Here is a 16,652-nt window from a genome sequence, read left to right as displayed (position 1 = left end):
CCGTTTTGTTACTTTAAGGAATATTTTGTTTTGTTAGATAAGTTAAAAATTACTTTGCAATATATCATGCCCAAGCATGCCCTATCCCGCCTGGTGGGTAAGTTTGCCGCTGCCGAAGCCGGCTGGTTCACTACCCGCGCGATTTCGATGTTTATTAAAGCCTATGGCATCAACATGGGGGAGGCCAAGCTGAAAAATGCCGGCGATTTTAAAACCTTCAATGATTTTTTCACCCGCGAGCTCGAACCGGGCGCCCGCACCATGGATACCGATGCCACTACCTTATGTTATCCGGTAGACGGCGCCATCAGCCAGCAAGGGGATATCACCGACGGCCAGCTTATTCAGGCAAAAGGTTTTAACTACAGCTTAACCGGTTTGCTCGGCGGCGACGAAAACACTGCGGCCCCTTTCCAGGGCGGCACCTTTTCCTGTATCTACCTGGCCCCGAAAGATTACCACCGCATTCATATGCCGATGGCCGCCACCTTGCGGGAAATGATTTATATCCCCGGTGAATTATTTTCCGTCAATCCATTAACGGCAAATAATGTCCCCAACCTGTTCTCCAGAAATGAGCGGGTGGTGACCATTTTCGATACCGAGCAAGGCCCTATGGCCATGGTGCTGGTCGGTGCAACCATAGTGGCCAGTATAGAAACCGTCTGGGCCGGTACCGTCACCCCGCCGGCAGGCAAAGACATTTTCCGCTGGCACTACCCGGCAACCGGCGTTGATGCCATCCACTTTGAGAAAGGCGATGAAATGGGCCGCTTTAAACTTGGCTCAACCGTGATCAGCACCTTCGCCCCCGAGATGGTGACTTTTAATGAAAGCGCCGGTCCGGGTACGGTCACCCGGCTAGGGGAACATTGCGCAGATCTCAACAACGCCAAGTAACAGCCCGGCGATAGCCAGGCAATAAACGGACAATCAAGAGGTAGCATATGGAAATCTTTGCACATCGCGGCGCCAGCGCCGCTTTCCCGGAAAATACCCTGCTTGCCTTTGAACAGGCAATTGTGCAAGGGGCAGACGGCATAGAGCTGGATGTGCAATATCACCCTGACGGCGAATTGATTGTCCTGCACGATAGCCACCTGGACATTACCACCAATGGCCAGGGGGCTTATGATGAGCTGGGGCTGACCGAATTAGCCCGACTCGACGCAGGCAATCAGCAAAAAATCCCCACCCTGGCACAGGCTTTAGCGCAGATAAATGGCCGCTGTGCTGTCAATATCGAACTCAAAGATGCCGGGGTCGCCCCCGGGCGACTGGCTGCCATTACCGGCTTACTCAAACAACAGCTTGAGCAGGCTATAGTCAAAGAAAACTATACCTGGTCACACTTTATTATTTCTTCCTTTAACCATCATTTGCTGGCGGCCGTTAAGCAGAAATACCCAAAAATAAAAACCGCGGCTTTAATCGCCAGCTGCCCGTTAACCTATAGCGAATTTACCCGGGCACTTGATGTCTGCCAGCTCAATGTCTCTATCGACTGTTTAAACGCGGCCCTGGTAAATGATGCCCATGACCGGGGGCTGACTGTGGGAGTATATACCGTAGACCGGCAGCAAGATATTCGCCGCTGTTATGCCTTAGGGGTGGATGTCATTTTTAGCAATGCCCCTGATAAAAGTAGGGATTATTTAAAAACAATCGAAAGTTCAAATATTTAATTATAAGACTGTAAATATTCAAACGGAACTTTCCAAATAAAAAGATAAAAAAATGCAATTAAAGTGTGATTTATGGTTGCTCATTTATTCTGCAGAAGATACGATTGGGTTCGTATTACGGTAGAAAATACCCCAATTAATTACATTAAGGAAATTGCAATGGCTCGGGACAAGTCGACATTTAAGCCAACCGAGGCTGAGTTGAACTTACTCAATATTCTCTGGCAAACAGGCCCGGCGACGGTAAGACAAATACACGAAGCGCTTAGCGAAACCCAAAAAACAGGGTACACTACGGTTTTAAAGATATTGCAAATTATGCATGAGAAATCCCTGGTGATCCGTGACGAAAGCAACCGGGCACATGTGTATGCGGCCGCTAACAGCGAAACCCATACCCAGTCTTCGTTATTGAAAGATTTGATCATGAAAGCCTTTGGCGGTTCGACCTCTAAACTGGTAATGCGCGCCATAGACGACTCCACCAGCAATGAAGAAATCGAAGATATACGCCAGCTGTTAAGCGAATTAGAAAAATAAAGACACCAACACGGGAGAAAATTGGGAAATATAATGACGGAGCAGTTATTAAGCAGTCCATTTTTTTATAGCCTGGGACTTAGCCTTATCCATTTCTTATGGCAAGGGCTGTTGGTTGCATTGCTGTTAAAATCTGCGCTATTTATTATTCCCGATAAAAATCCCCAGCTGCGTTACGCTTTTAGCGCTTTTGCCATGCTGTTATGCCTGCTGTTGCCGGTGATCACCTTTTGCCTGATCTACCAGCCGGATAACATCCCACTGGCTCACTTTGGCCAGTTATTGGCGGAGGAAAAACCCCTTAACGCCCAGCAGCAAATCACAGGTTATTGGTGGTCAAACGATCTGGTGGAAAACCTGCCTTACGTTTCCTTTGCCTGGTTAAGTATAGTGATTTTCCTGGCGGTGAAATTACTGATGCAGGTCTATAGCGTTAACCACTTGCCTAAGCTGGCCAGCCGGCAGCCGGATGCCGAACTGGCGGCAAGATTTGCCTTACTGGCCGAGCGGGTCCGGCTAAAACGCCTGCCCCGTTTGTTGATCTCCTTAAAAGCCGAAGTTCCTATGGCCATAGGCTGGCTCAAACCCGTGGTATTACTGCCTGCCAGTATGATCACCGGCCTGAGCAGCGCCCAGCTGGATATGCTGATTTTGCATGAACTGGCCCATATTCGCCGCCATGATTATTTGGTCAATTTTCTACAGACCCTGGTGGAGATCTTACTTTTCTTCCACCCTTGCGTGCTGTGGATTGCCAAAAAGATGCGCATCGAGCGGGAATATTGCAGCGATGATATTGCCGTCGCCCTGTGCGGGGATCATATCGCCTATGCCCATACCCTGGCCGATACCGCAGAAATATGTGCCAAACACAGACACAGCACCATTCCTGTGATGGCGATGGCCGCTTCCGGCGGTGACTTAAAGCAACGGGTCGTTCGCCTGGTCAACCATCATTGTGCCGCTAACGATAACGACCATGCTAAATGGCTTGCCCCTTTTACCGTGCTGCTGGCCATTTTTTTACTGACTTCTGTGCTGACCCTGCCCGGACCGTTGCAACAGCTGGCCCAGGGGAAACTGCCTTTTTCCCAAAGCCAAAGTAATAGCTTTTTTGATGCCAAATCAAGCGATTACCTTCCTGAGCACGAGAATACCTCTATTGCCCGGGAATTACTGGCTATTCAGACGCCCTTACCCGGCATAACGGCGCAGGAAAAAGAACAAACTAATGCCCTGCCTAGCGAGCAGACAAGTCCTCAGCCGGCAACAGTAAATGTTGCAACGCAGACCCCCCCGGCGCCGGTTGCAGCCCAACAAAATTTAAACCGGGAAGCCGTGCAGCAAACCCCAATGCAAACCGAGCCTGCAACGGCGAAAACAAGCTTGTCAAAAGCACGGGAGCCCGCTCTGGCCCAACTGCACCTGGATGAAAAACAGGAATTTGCCCGCCAGCAAACCCAGCCTGCTGCCTTCAATAAGGATACCGTAAAAAGCAGCAGCAATTCAGAGCGCGCTTTTATCAGAACCGATTCCAGCAATAAGTTTTCTCCGGTCAATAACCCTTATGCCAACCAGGTAGCGGCACTGGCGCGGGAGCTTTCCCGGGAAAAACCTGCCGCAGAAAAGCCCCGGGCAAACAAGGTAAAAAACAGCTTCGCGACGGATAAAGTCAACGCCCGTTTAATCAACTCGGTTGAGCCCAAATACCCGACCACGGCCAAACGTAAAGGCCTGGAGCTAGAAGTGAAAGTACGCTTTACCATAGATGTTGACGGTAAGGTGAGAGATCTGGTGTTTGCACAAAACGGCAAGGCCAATTATTTCAAACGCAACATTCGCAATGCCATGGCAAAATGGCGCTTTACCCCGGCACAGCAGGATGGAAAAGCGGTACCAAGCCAGATGAGCAAGATTTTTTCTTTTAACCTCAAATAGCCGCTTATGGAGAATGGCTTAAATTCTCCATAAGTTTCTCTGCCTGTCCTGCTCAATAATAGCTGCAAGATAAACCGGCAAAAATTAAGACTTATCCTGCCTGCCCGCCAGCCATTTTTCTTTCTGCTCATCGGTAAAAACCTGGATCACCGCATGTTTGGTTTTTGCCTTAAGCAAGCCCTTCTGCTGAAAGCTTTCCTGGTATTTTTCCTGCAGCGCGGCAAAGGCTTCTTCATCAAAGGTTTCCGCCGCCAGTAAGGTTTTCATTTCTTCCCTAAAGGTTTTCATGGTATCACGCAGCTCGGTATTTTCATCCCGGGCGGCCAGGTGTATTGCCCTGATCTCACTGATTTGCACTTCATCCAGCTCCAGGTGGCGGGCCATGCGACGCATCTTGCCTTTGCCGCCATGATGCCTCATCTGCTCTGTGTCTTGCGCGCTAAAGCCGTCATCGGGGCAGGCTGAAGCGGTATTAGGCAGGGCTAAAACACCGCAAAGTGCGGCTAATGCCAGGGTTGACTTCCACGGTTTTAATAAAGATTTTTTCATCATTGTCTCCTCGACTTTCATCTAACGTTGATCTAACGCTCATCCGGGCTCAACGCCCCTTTGCCTTCAGCTCCTTTGGCAGGTGAAGGCGCTTAAACAAGCTTGAAAAAAGTATAACCAGCACAGCGCAAAGAAACGCAAAGCCAGTGTAAAGGTTATGTAAAAGGCTGCGCTGTTTTTTCATCTCTGGGGTATTATAATTTTGCCTAGATAGCTATGGGCTGATTTTCCACCTTGATTTAATGCCGTTACCGGGGATAGTACTGTGAATAATAAACGTTTATTGATTATCGATGATGACAGGGAACTGACAGAGTTATTAACTGAATATCTGGGCGGTGAAGGTTTTGAGGTCGAATGCTGCCATGACGGCGTATCCGGCTTAACCCGGGCCTATGACAAGGGCATAGATCTGATTTTACTCGATGTGATGATGCCCGAGCTCAACGGTTTTGAGGTATTAAAAGCATTGGGCGGCAGTCATCAGACCCCGGTGTTAATGCTTACCGCCAAGGGGGATGATACCGATCGCGTACTCGGGCTGGAACTCGGCGCCGACGATTACCTGGCCAAACCTTTTCATCACCGGGAGTTACTGGCACGGATCAAGGCGATTTTACGGCGCATAGATATTATCAGGGACAATCACGAACCCGTGGCTTTAGTAAAAGTCAACGAGGTCGAACTTAACCATGCCACCCGCCAGGTATGCTGCCACGGACAAATACTGGAACTCACCGGCACCGAATACCAGATCCTGACCTACCTGATGGAACATCACGGCACCATAGTCAGCAAGGAAACCTTGTCTGAGTTAGTGCTGGGACGCAAGCTCAGCCCGTTTGACCGCAGCATCGACATGCATGTCAGCAATATCAGGCGCAAACTCCTGCCCGCCAGCGAGCAGGATAAAATCAAAACCATCCGCGGCGCCGGTTACATCTTTTTATCCGGTGAATCCCTGGCATGATCAAGCAAACCAAGGCGGTGCTGTCATCGATCAAGGTCAAACTTTTCTGCTGGTTCTGGTTAATCACCATCTTATCGATATTAACCACACGTTTTATTATCACCCAGCTAAGCGATGATATCCTGATCCTAGCCCCCCACGAAGGGGACAGGGGACACCTGCACAATATCAGCCGCAGGATCACCCGGGCACAACCGGCGGACGTACTGGATTTTCTCGAGAATTTTCAGCGCAGGGGGCGCTTTAAGATAAAAAGGGCCTTTGGTAATCCGCCGGAGCTGTGGATAAAAGAAGTGACCGGCGGCAAGCTCATGACCAGCTCCGGCAATGACTTGCCAGCCCTTAAAAACTACCTGAGCGGCAATGACTTTACCGAACTTAAAACCTACCAGTTTCCCGAGTTGCGTCTGACCGGGCCGCAGCAAGTCACTATAAACAATAAGGACTACCAGTTTTTTGTTGCGGTAAAAGAAAGCCGGAAACATTTTACCATGCTGTTCTTTTCCCAATTGCCTCCCTGGGCCCGTATCGCCCTGCCCCTGGTGATCAGCTTTATTTTTTGCTGGTTACTGGCCCGTAACCTCAGCAAGCCGTTATTAAGCATGCGCAGCGTCGCCAACCGGCTCGGAGACGGCGATTTATCGGTGCGGGTAAATGACGGCGCCGGACGCAGCGATGAACTTGGCTCGCTGGCAAGAAGCATTAATCAGATGGCAGAAAAACTGGAAATCTCCCTGCTGGCGCAAAAACGCCTGTTGGGGGATGTCTCCCATGAACTGCGCTCCCCCATGACCCGGCTGCAAATGGCCCTGGGCCTGGCGCAAAAATCCTCCGGCGATCAGGAAAATTTAAGCAAACACCTGCAAAGATGTGAAATTGAAGTGCACCGCCTGGATCAAATGATCGCCGACGTACTGGCCTTATCCCGGCTCGAGAATGCGCTGCACCAGCTGAACTTTGCCAAACTTGATCTGACGGGGCTGTTGGATATTTTGCTCCAGGACGCCCAGTTTACCGCCGATGAAAAATCAATAAAACTGCAGCTTGAGGCGGTAAAAAACAGCCAGCTTAAGGCCGACAGCCAGCTGATTGCCAGTGCCATCAGCAATGTGCTGGGCAATGCGGTGAAATACAGCCCGCAAGGCAGCAATATTGATGTAACACTCAGGCATCAAGGCAATAACGCCGTACTCGCCATTGCCGATGCCGGCCCAGGCGTACCTGAGCATGCCCTGGCGCAATTATTCGATCCTTTCTACCGGGTCGCCGAAGCCAGGGACAGGAAAACCGGCGGCACAGGTCTGGGCCTGGCCATTGCCAAGCAGGCAGTATTGGCGCACCGGGGTACAATCACGGCAAAGAATAATGATAGCGGCGGACTGACGGTTACCATACAATTACCTCTTGATAATATTCAACCAGAACAAACGGATGCCGGTTAGCCGGTCTTCACTTGTGTTGGTAGATGAACACAGGGATAAAAAGTATGGCTGCGAGTATTAAACTGACCAAAGAAGCGGAACTGAACCGGGTTTACCGGGATAAGATCCAACCCTTTTGGCAACAAGGTCTTTTTAGCGACTTTAGCGGGGTTGATAATGCCCGCATCAATTTTGCCGCTTTCGAGCAACAAAACGGACAAACCAGCAACAACAAACTGATCCTGGTGCCGGGACGTTCGGAGGGTTATTTAAAATACCAGGAGCTTTGTTATGATCTGTTTCATGCCGGTTACAGCGTCTATATTATCGATCACCGCGGCCAGGGCATTTCACAGCGGCTGTTAAATAACCCCCATAAAGGTTATGTGAAGTCTTTCGATGATTATAGCCGGGATCTGCACCAGTTTATCGACACTATTGTCAGGGCCGACAGCCGCTCAAAAAACTATATTCTGGCCCACTCCATGGGGGCGGCGATCGCCACCCGGTATTTACAGCAATACGAAAACAACATCAGCGCAGCGGTTTTTGCTTCGCCTATGATCGCCATTAACAGTGGCGGCATACCCGACTGGTTTGCCGCGTGTCTGATAAAAACCGGCAACCGCCTTAACCAATGGCTAAGCAAGACCCCCTGGTACTTTATCGGCCAGGGAGGATTTGCACAAAAAGACTTTAACAACAATCCCCTGATGCACTCACAGGTACGCTACCAAAAATTTACCGAGTTATATCAAACCACCACAGAGTTGCAACTGGGGGGGGTCACCTTCCATTGGTTAAACGAAGCCATTAACACCCACAAGGCCATTTTCAGGGACTTAAACCGGCTGAAAACGCCGATAAATGTGTTGCAGGCGGGGGCAGAGATCATAGTCGATAACCGGGCCCAGGATGAGTTTTGCTACCGGTTAAATCAAATCTTCCCTGCTTCCTGCCCCGGCGGTAAAGCGATCACCGTAGACAGGGCCCGCCACGAACTCTTGTTTGAAAAAGATGAATATCGACAGCAGGCGCTTACCCGGGCAATACAATGGTTTGAGGCATATTAAAGAGCTTAATCTACCCTGGCTTCATCCCGGGCCAGCTCCTTCTGTACCACAGAGGTGGGGTCATGGTGAATAAAGACCTCGCACGGCGCTAAGGCTTTATTGATCTTGAGCTCGATTTCTTCTCCTATGCCATGGGCTTCTAACAAAGAAAGGTTATCGTCCAGCTCCAGGTGAAACTGGATAAAACGTGTATTACCCGACTGGCGGGTGCGCAGTTCATGCATGCCCAGGGCACCATCATGGTTGAGCACTATGGCTTTGATCTGAGCGAGATCTTCATCTTCGAGTTCATGATCCATCAAGTGGTGTATGCTGACCCAGATGATTTGCCCCGCTCCCCACATCAGGTAACAGCCGACCCCTATGGTAAAAAGGCCATCTGCCATCAGCCAGATCCCCTGGCTTAAAAAGAGGGCCACCAGCACGCCAACATTAAGCAATAAATCCGATTTATAATGCAGGGCATCGGCGCTGATCACCACAGAGCGGGTTAAACGGATCACATATTGCTGAAAAGCCACCAACAGCAAGGTCAGGACAATAGTGATCACAGTGACCCAGATACCAATATCGGCATTCACAACAGGCTGGGGATTGAGCAGACGGCCGACACCGTTAAATAACAACAATAATGCCGACCCCAGGACAAAGGCTGCCTGTACTAAGCCCGCCAGGCTTTCCGCCTTGCCGTGACCGAACTTATGCTCTTTATCGGCGGGGGCCAGGGCAAACCTGAGAATAATGATATTCATTACCGAGGCAAAGAGATCCAACATAGAGTCCGTTGCCGATGCCAACATGGCACTGGCATCGGTGGCGAACCAGGCATAAAGCTTGATCACCACCAGTAATACTGCCGTCCCTGAGGAGGCAATGGCGGCCAGGCGCACCCAGAAAGCATAGTTATCGGCGGTTTCAGCAACTCTGTTCATCTAGCATCATCCTCTCCCCTGGCGATAAAATTCTCCACATCGGTGAAGACTTTCCGGATAAGCAGGGTATAATCAGCGGGATTTATCCTTATTGAGCAGACTTTATGTTAGACGTTGTTCTTTTTCAACCTCAGATCCCGCCAAATACCGGGAATATCATCCGCCTTTGCGCTAACTCAGGTTTTCGCCTGCATCTGATTGAGCCCCTTGGCTTTTCTGTAGACGATAAACGCCTGCGCCGCGCCGGACTGGATTACCATGAGTTTGCCGCCATCAAGAAACACGCAAGTTTTAACGACTTTGTCGAAAACCAGCAACCCAAGCGTATTTTGGCCATCACCACCAAGGCGACCAAGTACCATCATGAAGTCAACTTCACCGAGGGGGATTATTTATTATTCGGCTCGGAAACATCGGGGTTGCCGGAAGAGGTCAGGGTACAGATCCCGGATCAGGACAAGATCCGCATTCCTATGTTACAGGACAGCCGCAGCATGAATTTATCCAATGCCGCCGCAGTGATTGTCTATGAAGCCTGGCGTCAGCTGGGATTCACCGATGCGGTATAAAAACTGATTTTATTGACTGTAGCTCAGTCAGAAAAGACAATACCGCCTGGCGTTGCAGGCGGTAAAAAACAGACCGGGTTATTCAACCTTAGGCTGGCGCGACAGCAGATCAGAAGCAGCCAGTTTGGCATCTTTGCCCTGATACAAGACCTGATAAACCTGTTCGACGATCGGCATTTCCACTTTCATGCGCCGGGCGAGCAGGTAAACTTCTTTGGTATTGCGGTAACCTTCCACCACCTGACCAATGTCCGTCATCGCCTGTTCGACTTCTTTCCCCTGGCCTAACGCCAGGCCAAAACGCCGGTTACGCGACTGGTTATCGGTACAGGTCAGCACCAGATCTCCCAGGCCCGCCATGCCCATAAAGGTATTGGCGTCCGCCCCCAGGGCTTCCCCCAAGCGGGTCATTTCCGCCAGGCCGCGGGTGATCAAGGCAGTACGGGCATTCGCCCCGAAACCTATGCCGTCGGCCATACCGGCGCCGATGGCAATCACATTCTTGACGGCGCCGCCAAGCTGCACCCCGATAAAATCATTATTGAGATAAACCCGAAAATGCTTCTGGCAATGCAGCAGGTCCGAAAGCTCAGTCACAAAGCTTGCATCTGTCGATGACATCGAGATGGCCGTCGGCAAACCCGCTGCCATTTCTCTGGCAAAGGTAGGACCGGACAACACCGCCAGGGAAACATCCTGCCCCAACGCCTCTCGCGCGACATCCTGCAACAAACGGCCGGTTTCCGGCTCCAGACCTTTAGTGGCCCAGGCAACCTTGCTGCGGGCAGACAAATAAGGTTTGATCTGCTTAAGCATATCACCAAAGGCATGGCTGGGCACGACCACTAAAATATTGTCACTGGCCTTGACCGCAGTGGCCAAATCACTTTCCAGCTGTAAAGCCTCCGGAAAAGCAACATCCGGCAGATAACGCTGATTATCCCGGCTGGCCGCCATTTGTGCCACATGCGCCTGATCCCGGCCCCAAAGCAAGGTTTTATGACCATTGCGCGCCAGACAAATCGCCAGCGCCGTACCATAAGATCCGGCGCCGAGCACAACAATTTTTGCTTGTTCTGAGCTCATTAAGAATTAATGGGTTTCTGTGCTTGTTGCTGCGCCTGCTTCAGCATCTGCGGCGCGTTTTTGCACGTAAGAAGCAAATAAGGCGTCAAAGTTAACCGGCGCCAGGTTCAACTGCGGGAAAGAACCGCGGTTAACCAGGCTGGATACCGCTTCACGGGCATACGGGAACAAGGTAGTCGGACAGAAGGCGCCAATGGTGTGGGCTAATTGTGCTTCCGGTAAGTTACCGATAGTAAAGATACCCGCTTGCTGTACTTCGGCTAAAAAGGCGGTTTGCCCTTCAACTGTCGCGGTAACCGTCAGGGCCAAAACAACTTCATAGGTATCATCCGCCAACTTGGCTGAACGTGTGTCTAAGTCCAGCTTAATTTCCGGCTTCCATTCTTTTTGAAAAATCGCCGGAGAATTTGGCGTTTCAAAAGAAATATCTTTGGTATATACGCGTTGAATCGCAAATTGTGGCGCCGCTTGTTCTGCGCCGGTTTCTGAGCCGTTTTGAATTTCGTCAGCCATGTTAATCATCCTGTTTTAATGGGGCGCCATCATAAATCTGACGCCTGAATATTATTATTTATTTAACCCCGGCGTTAATACCCGGCTTAAGTTCGATTATGCCTTTAGCAGGCTGTCTAAGTTATTACTGGCTTCTAATGCCATTAAATCGTCACAACCGCCGACATGGGCATCGTTAATAAAGATCTGTGGTACCGTAGTACCGCCCTTGCTGCGCTCAATCATCTCGGGTCTTAATCCCGGATTTTCGTCGATTTTTATTTCTCTGAAACTGACTTGTTTTTGCGTCAGCAAGGCCTTGGCCCTGACGCAATAAGGACAATACTCTTTAGTATAAATATCTACCGCTACCACAATTACCTCTACTTACCTTTGGCGACCGGCAATCCGGCCCCCGACCATGCCCCCATGCCCCCCTTAAGTAGACTCACTTTAGAGAAGCCGGCTTTTAACAGCTGATTAGCCACTTTACCCGCGGTCATACCAGCGGCACATACCACAATAATGGGTTTATCTTTATGCTTTTCAAGGCTGACAAAGTCATTATTGCTAATTTTTTCATTGGAAAGATTGATCGAGTCCAGGATATGACTGGTTTTAAACTCTTTTTCTGTGCGGATATCCACCACGACCCCGTCTTCCCGATTCACCAGGAAAGTCAGCTCTTGTGGGGTAATCGCTTTAATCGGCGACAATTTCATTTTGATACTGGTGCCGATCAGCAAAATCACCAGTATCAGCCATATCATGCTTAACATGGGATGGTTACCGGCAAAGGCAATAAGTTGTTCCATAAATTAGACCGCTATTGTAGATACATTGTAAAACTGCCACAGTATACAGGCTAATGCGGCAAAGAAAAGTATCCCGGCGTCGATCGTGGCAAGAAAAGCCGGTCAGGGTAAGTTGTTACAAAAATCCCCCTGAAAAACGGTGAAAAAAAGCGACGCCAACTGGCGATATCTCGCTATCCGTGTACAATGTCCGCCAGCTAAATTTGCTTTCAGTTATCATAGAGGAATTGTCATGGCTAACAAAAAAACCACGGTACTTATTATTTTAGACGGTTGGGGTTATCGTGAAGATGCCAGCGCTAATGCCATTTATCATGCCAGCACCCCGGTACTCGACGAGCTGAAAGCCAACTACCCCAATATGCTGATCGATACCTCAGGCATGGCGGTCGGCCTGCCCGAAGGGCAAATGGGCAATTCCGAAGTCGGTCATGTCAACCTGGGCGCCGGACGTACCGTTTACCAGGACTTCACCCGCATCACCAAAGCCATAGACGATAAAGAATTTCAGCAAAATCCGGCGCTGTGCCGGGCGGTTGACCTTGCTACCGAACAGGGCAAGGCGGTCCATATCTTTGGCTTGCTTTCCCCCGGCGGCGTCCATAGCCATGAAGATCATATTATTGCCATGATCGAACTCGCCCGCAGCCGCGGCGCCGGCAAAATTTACCTGCACGCCTTTCTCGACGGCCGGGATACCCCGCCGCGCAGCGCACAAAGCTCGCTAATCAAGGTGCAGGACAAGCTCAGCGAGTCCGGCTGCGGCCAGATAGCGTCAATCAGCGGCCGCTATTACGCCATGGACAGGGATCAGCGCTGGGAGCGCGTGGAAGCCGCCTATAACCTGATGGTATGCGGTGAAGCCAAATACCAATACCCGGATGCGGTCTCGGCACTGAGCGAGGCCTACGCCCGGGATGAAAACGATGAATTTGTCTCCCCCAGCGTTATTCTAGGCCCTGAAGGTAAGGCGATAACAGTAAACGACGGCGATGCGCTGATCTTTATGAACTTTCGCGCAGACCGTGCACGTCAGTTCACCCGCAGCTTTACCGATGCCGATTTCAACGGTTTTGCGCGCAAAAAAGTGCCGGCGATTGCCGATTTTGTGATGTTAACCGAATATGCCGCCGATATAGACACCAGCTGCGCTTTTCCGGCGGTTGAGCTGGAAAACGTACTCGGGGAATGGCTGGCTAAACACAACAAAACCCAGCTGCGCATTTCCGAAACCGAAAAATACGCCCATGTGTCGTTTTTCTTCAGTGGCGGTAAAGAAGCGGTTTTCGAGGGCGAGCAGCGTATTTTGGTGCCCTCTCCCCAGGTCGCTACCTATGATATGCAACCGGAAATGAACTCAGCATTATTAACCGACAAACTGGTGTCCGCCATCGAAAGCGGCGAGTTCGATTTTATCGTCTGTAACTATCCCAACGGCGATATGGTAGGCCACACCGGAAAATTCGATGCCGCGGTCCAGGCCTGTGAAGCCGTTGACCGTTCGATAGGACGTGTCGTTGATGCCCTGCAAAAAACCGGCGGCGAGTGTTTGATCACCGCAGATCACGGCAATGCCGAACAAATGACCAACAGCGAGACCGGCCAGGCCCATACCGCCCATACCTGCGAACCTGTGCCTTTAATTTATGTCGGCCGTCAGGCAACACCGGCACAAAACGGCACCTTAAGTGACATCTCCCCGACCTTACTGCACCTGATGGGGCTGGAGCAGCCAAAAGAAATGACAGGCTCGGTATTGATGACGCTGGATAACTAACGAGCACTGCCGGCATGTCCTTGACTTTGCAGTTACTACTCGCCCTGCTGCTGTACAACTTAGCTTGTACGGCACTGGCGGCGGAGGATAACCGGGATCAGGACCCCAACCGGCAGTTGTCGCAAATACAAAAAGCCATCGCCGAGCAGAAATCGGCCATCGCCGAAAAAGACAAAAAACGCGCCCAACTGGAAAAGCAGCTGAAAAAAGACGATTTGGCGGTAGCCAAAATTGCCCGGGCCATCAATGATACCGCCGGCGACTATCAGCAAACACAACAAAAACTCACTCAGCTGGCCAAAGAAAAACAACAACTCCAGCAGCAAAAATCCCGCCAGGAGCAATTGCTGGCCCACCAGCTGAGAACCGTCTATTCCACCGGCCATCACGATTACCTGAAACTGTTGTTAAACCAGGAACAAACCACCAAGATTCAAAGAACCCTGAGTTATTACCAATACATTAACGATGCCAGGGTCCAGGAAATTGAACGCTTCCAGACAACCTTAAGCAGCCTGCTGCAGGTCACTACAGAGCACCAGGAGCACAGCAACAAGTTGCTTGCCCTGCAAAACACACAGAAACAGCAACAGGTTGCGCTGCAGGAAAACAAACAAAAACGCAAGCAAACCTTAAGCGCCCTTAAAGCACAATTGCTCAATAATAAACAGCAACTGGCGAAACTCGAAGCCGAAGAAGCCAACCTGGTACAGGCACTGAAAGAGCTGGAGAAACTGGTCAAGGCAGAAACCAACTTAAACGGCCTGGGGCAGTTAAAACATAAATTATCCTGGCCGGTAAAAGGCAAAATATTGCATACCTTTGGCAGTAAAAAGCAGGGTTACCTGAAGTGGAAAGGGGTTTTGTTGTCTGCGCCTATTGGCCGCCAGGTACAAACCATACATAATGGCACCGTATTGTTTTCCGACTGGCTCAAGGGTTATGGCCTGGTTACCGTGATCGATCACGGCAACGGTTATATGAGTTTATACGGGCATAACCAGACGCTGTTAAAAAATGTCGGTGACCGGGTGGAAACCGGTGAAGTCATTGCCCTGGTCGGGCAAAGTGGCGGCCAAAACCGCTCCGGCTTATATTTTGAAGTACGCCACCGGGGGCAGGCAAAAAACCCCAAACTCTGGTGCCAGTAACTTAAATCAGCCGCAGAGACTCAACGGCTAACGTTAATTAACATAACCAATAATAATATTTATGATTTCACGTTTGCGCTTTTGTTTTTTATCCCTGTGCTTTTTTGCCGCTGTTACGGCAGCAGAAAATCGCATTGCCATAGTGATCGACGATATCGGCTACCGGCAAACCGATAGCCGGGCCCTGGAGTTACCCGGGGATATTACCTTTTCCATCTTGCCCCAGACCCCGTACGGGCAAACCCTGGCCCTGCAGGCCTACCAGCAAAATAAGGATATCCTGCTGCACATCCCGATGGAGTCGGAAAACGGCAAACGCCTGGGACCCGGGGCCCTGACCCATAAAATGAGCGAAGAAAAAATCCGCGCCAGCCTGAAACGCTCTTTTGAAGAGATCCCTTTTGCCATCGGCATCAATAACCATATGGGCAGCTTATTAACGCAACTGTATCGTCCCATGTCCTGGGTCATGGAGTTCCTGAAAGAGCGGGATCTGCTGTTTCTCGACAGCCTGACCACAGAATACAGCCGGGGACGGGAAATCGCCCGGGATTATGGCGTGCCTAGCCTCAACCGCCATGTCTTTCTCGACAACCAGCTATCCGATGAATATATCAGCGGGCAATTTAACGAATTGATCCTGCTGGCCAAGACCTATCAGAGTGCGGTTGCGATCGCCCATCCCCACCCGGAAACCATAGACGCCTTGACCGCCTTGCTGCCGACACTGGCCGAGCATAATATCAGCCTGGTGCCGCTATCGGCCTTGGCGGCAGATCAATATAGCGCAAAAGTTAAAACCAAAACAGCCAAAGCAAATAAAGCCGACTAAGTCCCAAAACCGGTTAAGGCAAAAAGCTCGGGCGAATAACTTGAAGTTAATAGGCAACCTTATGTTCGGTTAGTAAATCTCTTAAATGTTTAACCGGGATGGCATAGGTAATCCCGCTGGGATTGCTGATCACTGCTTCTTTGGTCTGCTGCACAAACACCTTATTGATAATGCCTATCACCTCACCGCTGCCGATATCATAAAGGGCGCTGCCGCTGTTGCCGGGATACGCGGTAGCGTCAAGCTGGTACACCAGATAAGGGTCACGCATGCGTTTTAGCATCTTAATGCTCAGCTGACCGGCATCGGCCACAGGCACCACACTCGGGGTGATGCTGGCGATAATGCCCCTGTGGGTGACCGGATATAGGCCCAGCACAGCACCTATGGGAAAACCGGTAAAGGCAACATAACTGCCCTCACTCTGGTACTCACCGCCGGCAAGCTTCATGGCGGGTAAGGCGGGGGCATCAAATTTTAATACTGCCAGGTCATAATATTCGGAGCGGGCAATGACTCTCGCCTTTAAGGTATTCGGTTTTTTACCTGAGCCGCTAAAGACCACCATGCTTTGTTTCAGGGATTTATCCAGCTCACCAGGCAGCACATGGGCATTGGTGACCACATACTGGCCGTTGCCGACCACAAACCCGGTGCCGCGCAACTCGTTTTTCGGCCGGCCGGTGGGGGTATGTACTCCTATGCCCACCACGGAAGGTTTGATTTTTTTCAAAGTTTGAGACAAGTTTGCCTGCGCGGACGGCGAAATCAGCATAAGGGTCAGCAACAGACCAAAAAAATGTTTCAACATAAATAACTTCT

At 50.5% G+C, this 16,652-nt stretch carries 18 protein-coding genes; 11 read left to right on the top strand and 7 right to left on the bottom strand.

What is annotated here, in order from left to right; all coding sequences use genetic code 11:
* The first annotated feature begins 66 nt into the window (after positions 1-66).
* From asd to SG35_RS02145, 4 genes are all read left to right on the top strand, one after another.
* Entirely contained in the window at positions 67-900 is an 834-nt protein-coding gene (asd, locus tag SG35_RS02160) for an archaetidylserine decarboxylase (protein ID WP_044833874.1), read from the top strand.
* Positions 901-947: 47 nt separating this feature from the next.
* Positions 948-1,685 carry a glycerophosphodiester phosphodiesterase gene (locus SG35_RS02155; RefSeq protein ID WP_044833820.1) on the top strand — a complete coding sequence of 246 codons (738 nt, stop codon included), beginning with the start codon at positions 948-950 and terminating at the stop codon, positions 1,683-1,685.
* A gap of 159 nt (positions 1,686-1,844) precedes the next feature.
* Entirely contained in the window at positions 1,845-2,225 is a 381-nt protein-coding gene (locus tag SG35_RS02150; RefSeq protein WP_044833819.1) for a BlaI/MecI/CopY family transcriptional regulator, read from the top strand.
* A 33-nt stretch (positions 2,226-2,258) separates the two neighbouring features.
* A complete protein-coding gene (locus tag SG35_RS02145; protein ID WP_044833818.1) occupies positions 2,259-4,163 on the top strand; it encodes a M56 family metallopeptidase in 1,905 nt (634 codons plus the stop codon).
* An 84-nt stretch (positions 4,164-4,247) separates the two neighbouring features.
* On the opposite strand, the gene SG35_RS02140 is transcribed toward SG35_RS02145, so the two are convergent.
* A complete protein-coding gene (locus SG35_RS02140) occupies positions 4,248-4,715 on the bottom strand; it encodes a Spy/CpxP family protein refolding chaperone (RefSeq protein WP_160298317.1) in 468 nt (155 codons plus the stop codon).
* 262 nt (positions 4,716-4,977) lie between these two features.
* On the opposite strand from SG35_RS02140, the gene SG35_RS02135 reads away from it, so the two are divergent.
* Genes SG35_RS02135 through SG35_RS02125 form a run of 3 tightly spaced genes read left to right on the top strand, consistent with a single transcriptional unit; the run spans position 4,978 to position 8,176 of the window.
* Positions 4,978-5,682 (top strand): response regulator, encoded by a 705-nt coding sequence (locus SG35_RS02135; RefSeq protein WP_044833816.1) that lies wholly within the window; start codon positions 4,978-4,980, stop codon positions 5,680-5,682.
* On the top strand, positions 5,679-7,124 hold the full coding sequence (locus SG35_RS02130; protein WP_053043159.1) for an ATP-binding protein: 1,446 nt from the start codon (positions 5,679-5,681) through the stop codon (positions 7,122-7,124). The genes SG35_RS02135 and SG35_RS02130 overlap by 4 nt, the downstream gene beginning before the upstream one ends.
* A 44-nt stretch (positions 7,125-7,168) precedes the next feature.
* Complete coding sequence (locus tag SG35_RS02125) at positions 7,169-8,176, top strand: alpha/beta fold hydrolase (protein WP_053043158.1); 1,008 nt, start codon at positions 7,169-7,171, stop codon at positions 8,174-8,176.
* 5 nt (positions 8,177-8,181) lie between these two features.
* On the opposite strand, the gene SG35_RS02120 is transcribed toward SG35_RS02125, so the two are convergent.
* Positions 8,182-9,108: a cation diffusion facilitator family transporter gene (locus tag SG35_RS02120; protein ID WP_044833814.1), complete on the bottom strand. Its 927-nt coding sequence runs from the start codon at positions 9,106-9,108 to the stop codon at positions 8,182-8,184.
* Positions 9,109-9,212: 104 nt separating this feature from the next.
* On the opposite strand from SG35_RS02120, the gene trmL reads away from it, so the two are divergent.
* Positions 9,213-9,677, top strand: a complete 465-nt coding sequence (gene trmL, locus SG35_RS02115) for a tRNA (uridine(34)/cytosine(34)/5-carboxymethylaminomethyluridine(34)-2'-O)-methyltransferase TrmL (RefSeq protein WP_044833813.1) — start codon at positions 9,213-9,215, stop codon at positions 9,675-9,677.
* Positions 9,678-9,755: 78 nt separating this feature from the next.
* Here the strand turns inward: trmL and gpsA are convergent, their stop codons facing one another.
* The 4 genes from gpsA to SG35_RS02095 form a co-directional block, all read right to left on the bottom strand.
* The gene (gene gpsA / locus SG35_RS02110; RefSeq protein ID WP_044833812.1) at positions 9,756-10,763 is read right to left on the bottom strand and encodes an NAD(P)H-dependent glycerol-3-phosphate dehydrogenase; all 1,008 of its coding nucleotides are present in this window, start codon (positions 10,761-10,763) and stop codon (positions 9,756-9,758) included.
* 6 nt (positions 10,764-10,769) lie between these two features.
* Positions 10,770-11,276, bottom strand: coding sequence for a protein-export chaperone SecB (gene secB / locus SG35_RS02105; RefSeq protein ID WP_044833811.1), 507 nt, complete (start codon positions 11,274-11,276; stop codon positions 10,770-10,772).
* A gap of 96 nt (positions 11,277-11,372) precedes the next feature.
* Positions 11,373-11,630, bottom strand: coding sequence for a glutaredoxin 3 (gene grxC, locus SG35_RS02100; RefSeq protein WP_044833810.1), 258 nt, complete (start codon positions 11,628-11,630; stop codon positions 11,373-11,375).
* Positions 11,631-11,638: 8 nt separating this feature from the next.
* Positions 11,639-12,070, bottom strand: a complete 432-nt coding sequence (locus tag SG35_RS02095; RefSeq protein ID WP_044833809.1) for a rhodanese-like domain-containing protein — start codon at positions 12,068-12,070, stop codon at positions 11,639-11,641.
* A gap of 232 nt (positions 12,071-12,302) precedes the next feature.
* On the opposite strand from SG35_RS02095, the gene gpmI reads away from it, so the two are divergent.
* The 3 genes from gpmI (at position 12,303) to SG35_RS02080 (ending at position 15,830) form a co-directional block, all read left to right on the top strand.
* Positions 12,303-13,847, top strand: coding sequence for a 2,3-bisphosphoglycerate-independent phosphoglycerate mutase (gene gpmI, locus SG35_RS02090; RefSeq protein ID WP_044833808.1), 1,545 nt, complete (start codon positions 12,303-12,305; stop codon positions 13,845-13,847).
* A 14-nt stretch (positions 13,848-13,861) separates the two neighbouring features.
* On the top strand, positions 13,862-14,998 hold the full coding sequence (locus SG35_RS02085; protein ID WP_044833807.1) for a murein hydrolase activator EnvC family protein: 1,137 nt from the start codon (positions 13,862-13,864) through the stop codon (positions 14,996-14,998).
* A 61-nt stretch (positions 14,999-15,059) separates the two neighbouring features.
* Positions 15,060-15,830, top strand: coding sequence for a divergent polysaccharide deacetylase family protein (locus SG35_RS02080; RefSeq protein ID WP_044833806.1), 771 nt, complete (start codon positions 15,060-15,062; stop codon positions 15,828-15,830).
* 46 nt (positions 15,831-15,876) lie between these two features.
* Here SG35_RS02080 and SG35_RS02075 read toward each other — a convergent pair whose 3' ends face one another.
* Positions 15,877-16,641: a S1 family peptidase gene (locus tag SG35_RS02075; protein WP_044833805.1), complete on the bottom strand. Its 765-nt coding sequence runs from the start codon at positions 16,639-16,641 to the stop codon at positions 15,877-15,879.
* Positions 16,642-16,652 lie beyond the last annotated feature (11 nt).

The organism is Thalassomonas actiniarum, from assembly GCF_000948975.2.
In the GTDB taxonomy this organism is placed as follows: Bacteria; Pseudomonadota; Gammaproteobacteria; order Enterobacterales; family Alteromonadaceae; genus Thalassomonas; species Thalassomonas actiniarum.
Note: the sequence above shows the minus strand (reverse complement) of the source record. Positions and strands in the feature narration are given on the sequence as shown.

Coding starts and splice junctions, on each gene's coding strand:
- asd (WP_044833874.1), top strand. CDS start 67: ATGCCCAAGCATGCCCTATCCCGCCTGGTGGGTAAGTTTGCCGCTGCC.
- SG35_RS02155 (WP_044833820.1), top strand. CDS start 948: ATGGAAATCTTTGCACATCGCGGCGCCAGCGCCGCTTTCCCGGAAAAT.
- SG35_RS02150 (WP_044833819.1), top strand. CDS start 1,845: ATGGCTCGGGACAAGTCGACATTTAAGCCAACCGAGGCTGAGTTGAAC.
- SG35_RS02145 (WP_044833818.1), top strand. CDS start 2,259: ATGACGGAGCAGTTATTAAGCAGTCCATTTTTTTATAGCCTGGGACTT.
- SG35_RS02140 (WP_160298317.1), bottom strand. CDS start 4,715: ATGATGAAAAAATCTTTATTAAAACCGTGGAAGTCAACCCTGGCATTA.
- SG35_RS02130 (WP_053043159.1), top strand. CDS start 5,679: ATGATCAAGCAAACCAAGGCGGTGCTGTCATCGATCAAGGTCAAACTT.
- SG35_RS02125 (WP_053043158.1), top strand. CDS start 7,169: ATGGCTGCGAGTATTAAACTGACCAAAGAAGCGGAACTGAACCGGGTT.
- SG35_RS02120 (WP_044833814.1), bottom strand. CDS start 9,108: ATGAACAGAGTTGCTGAAACCGCCGATAACTATGCTTTCTGGGTGCGC.
- trmL (WP_044833813.1), top strand. CDS start 9,213: ATGTTAGACGTTGTTCTTTTTCAACCTCAGATCCCGCCAAATACCGGG.
- gpsA (WP_044833812.1), bottom strand. CDS start 10,763: ATGAGCTCAGAACAAGCAAAAATTGTTGTGCTCGGCGCCGGATCTTAT.
- secB (WP_044833811.1), bottom strand. CDS start 11,276: ATGGCTGACGAAATTCAAAACGGCTCAGAAACCGGCGCAGAACAAGCG.
- SG35_RS02095 (WP_044833809.1), bottom strand. CDS start 12,070: ATGGAACAACTTATTGCCTTTGCCGGTAACCATCCCATGTTAAGCATG.
- gpmI (WP_044833808.1), top strand. CDS start 12,303: ATGGCTAACAAAAAAACCACGGTACTTATTATTTTAGACGGTTGGGGT.
- SG35_RS02085 (WP_044833807.1), top strand. CDS start 13,862: ATGTCCTTGACTTTGCAGTTACTACTCGCCCTGCTGCTGTACAACTTA.
- SG35_RS02080 (WP_044833806.1), top strand. CDS start 15,060: ATGATTTCACGTTTGCGCTTTTGTTTTTTATCCCTGTGCTTTTTTGCC.
- SG35_RS02075 (WP_044833805.1), bottom strand. CDS start 16,641: ATGTTGAAACATTTTTTTGGTCTGTTGCTGACCCTTATGCTGATTTCG.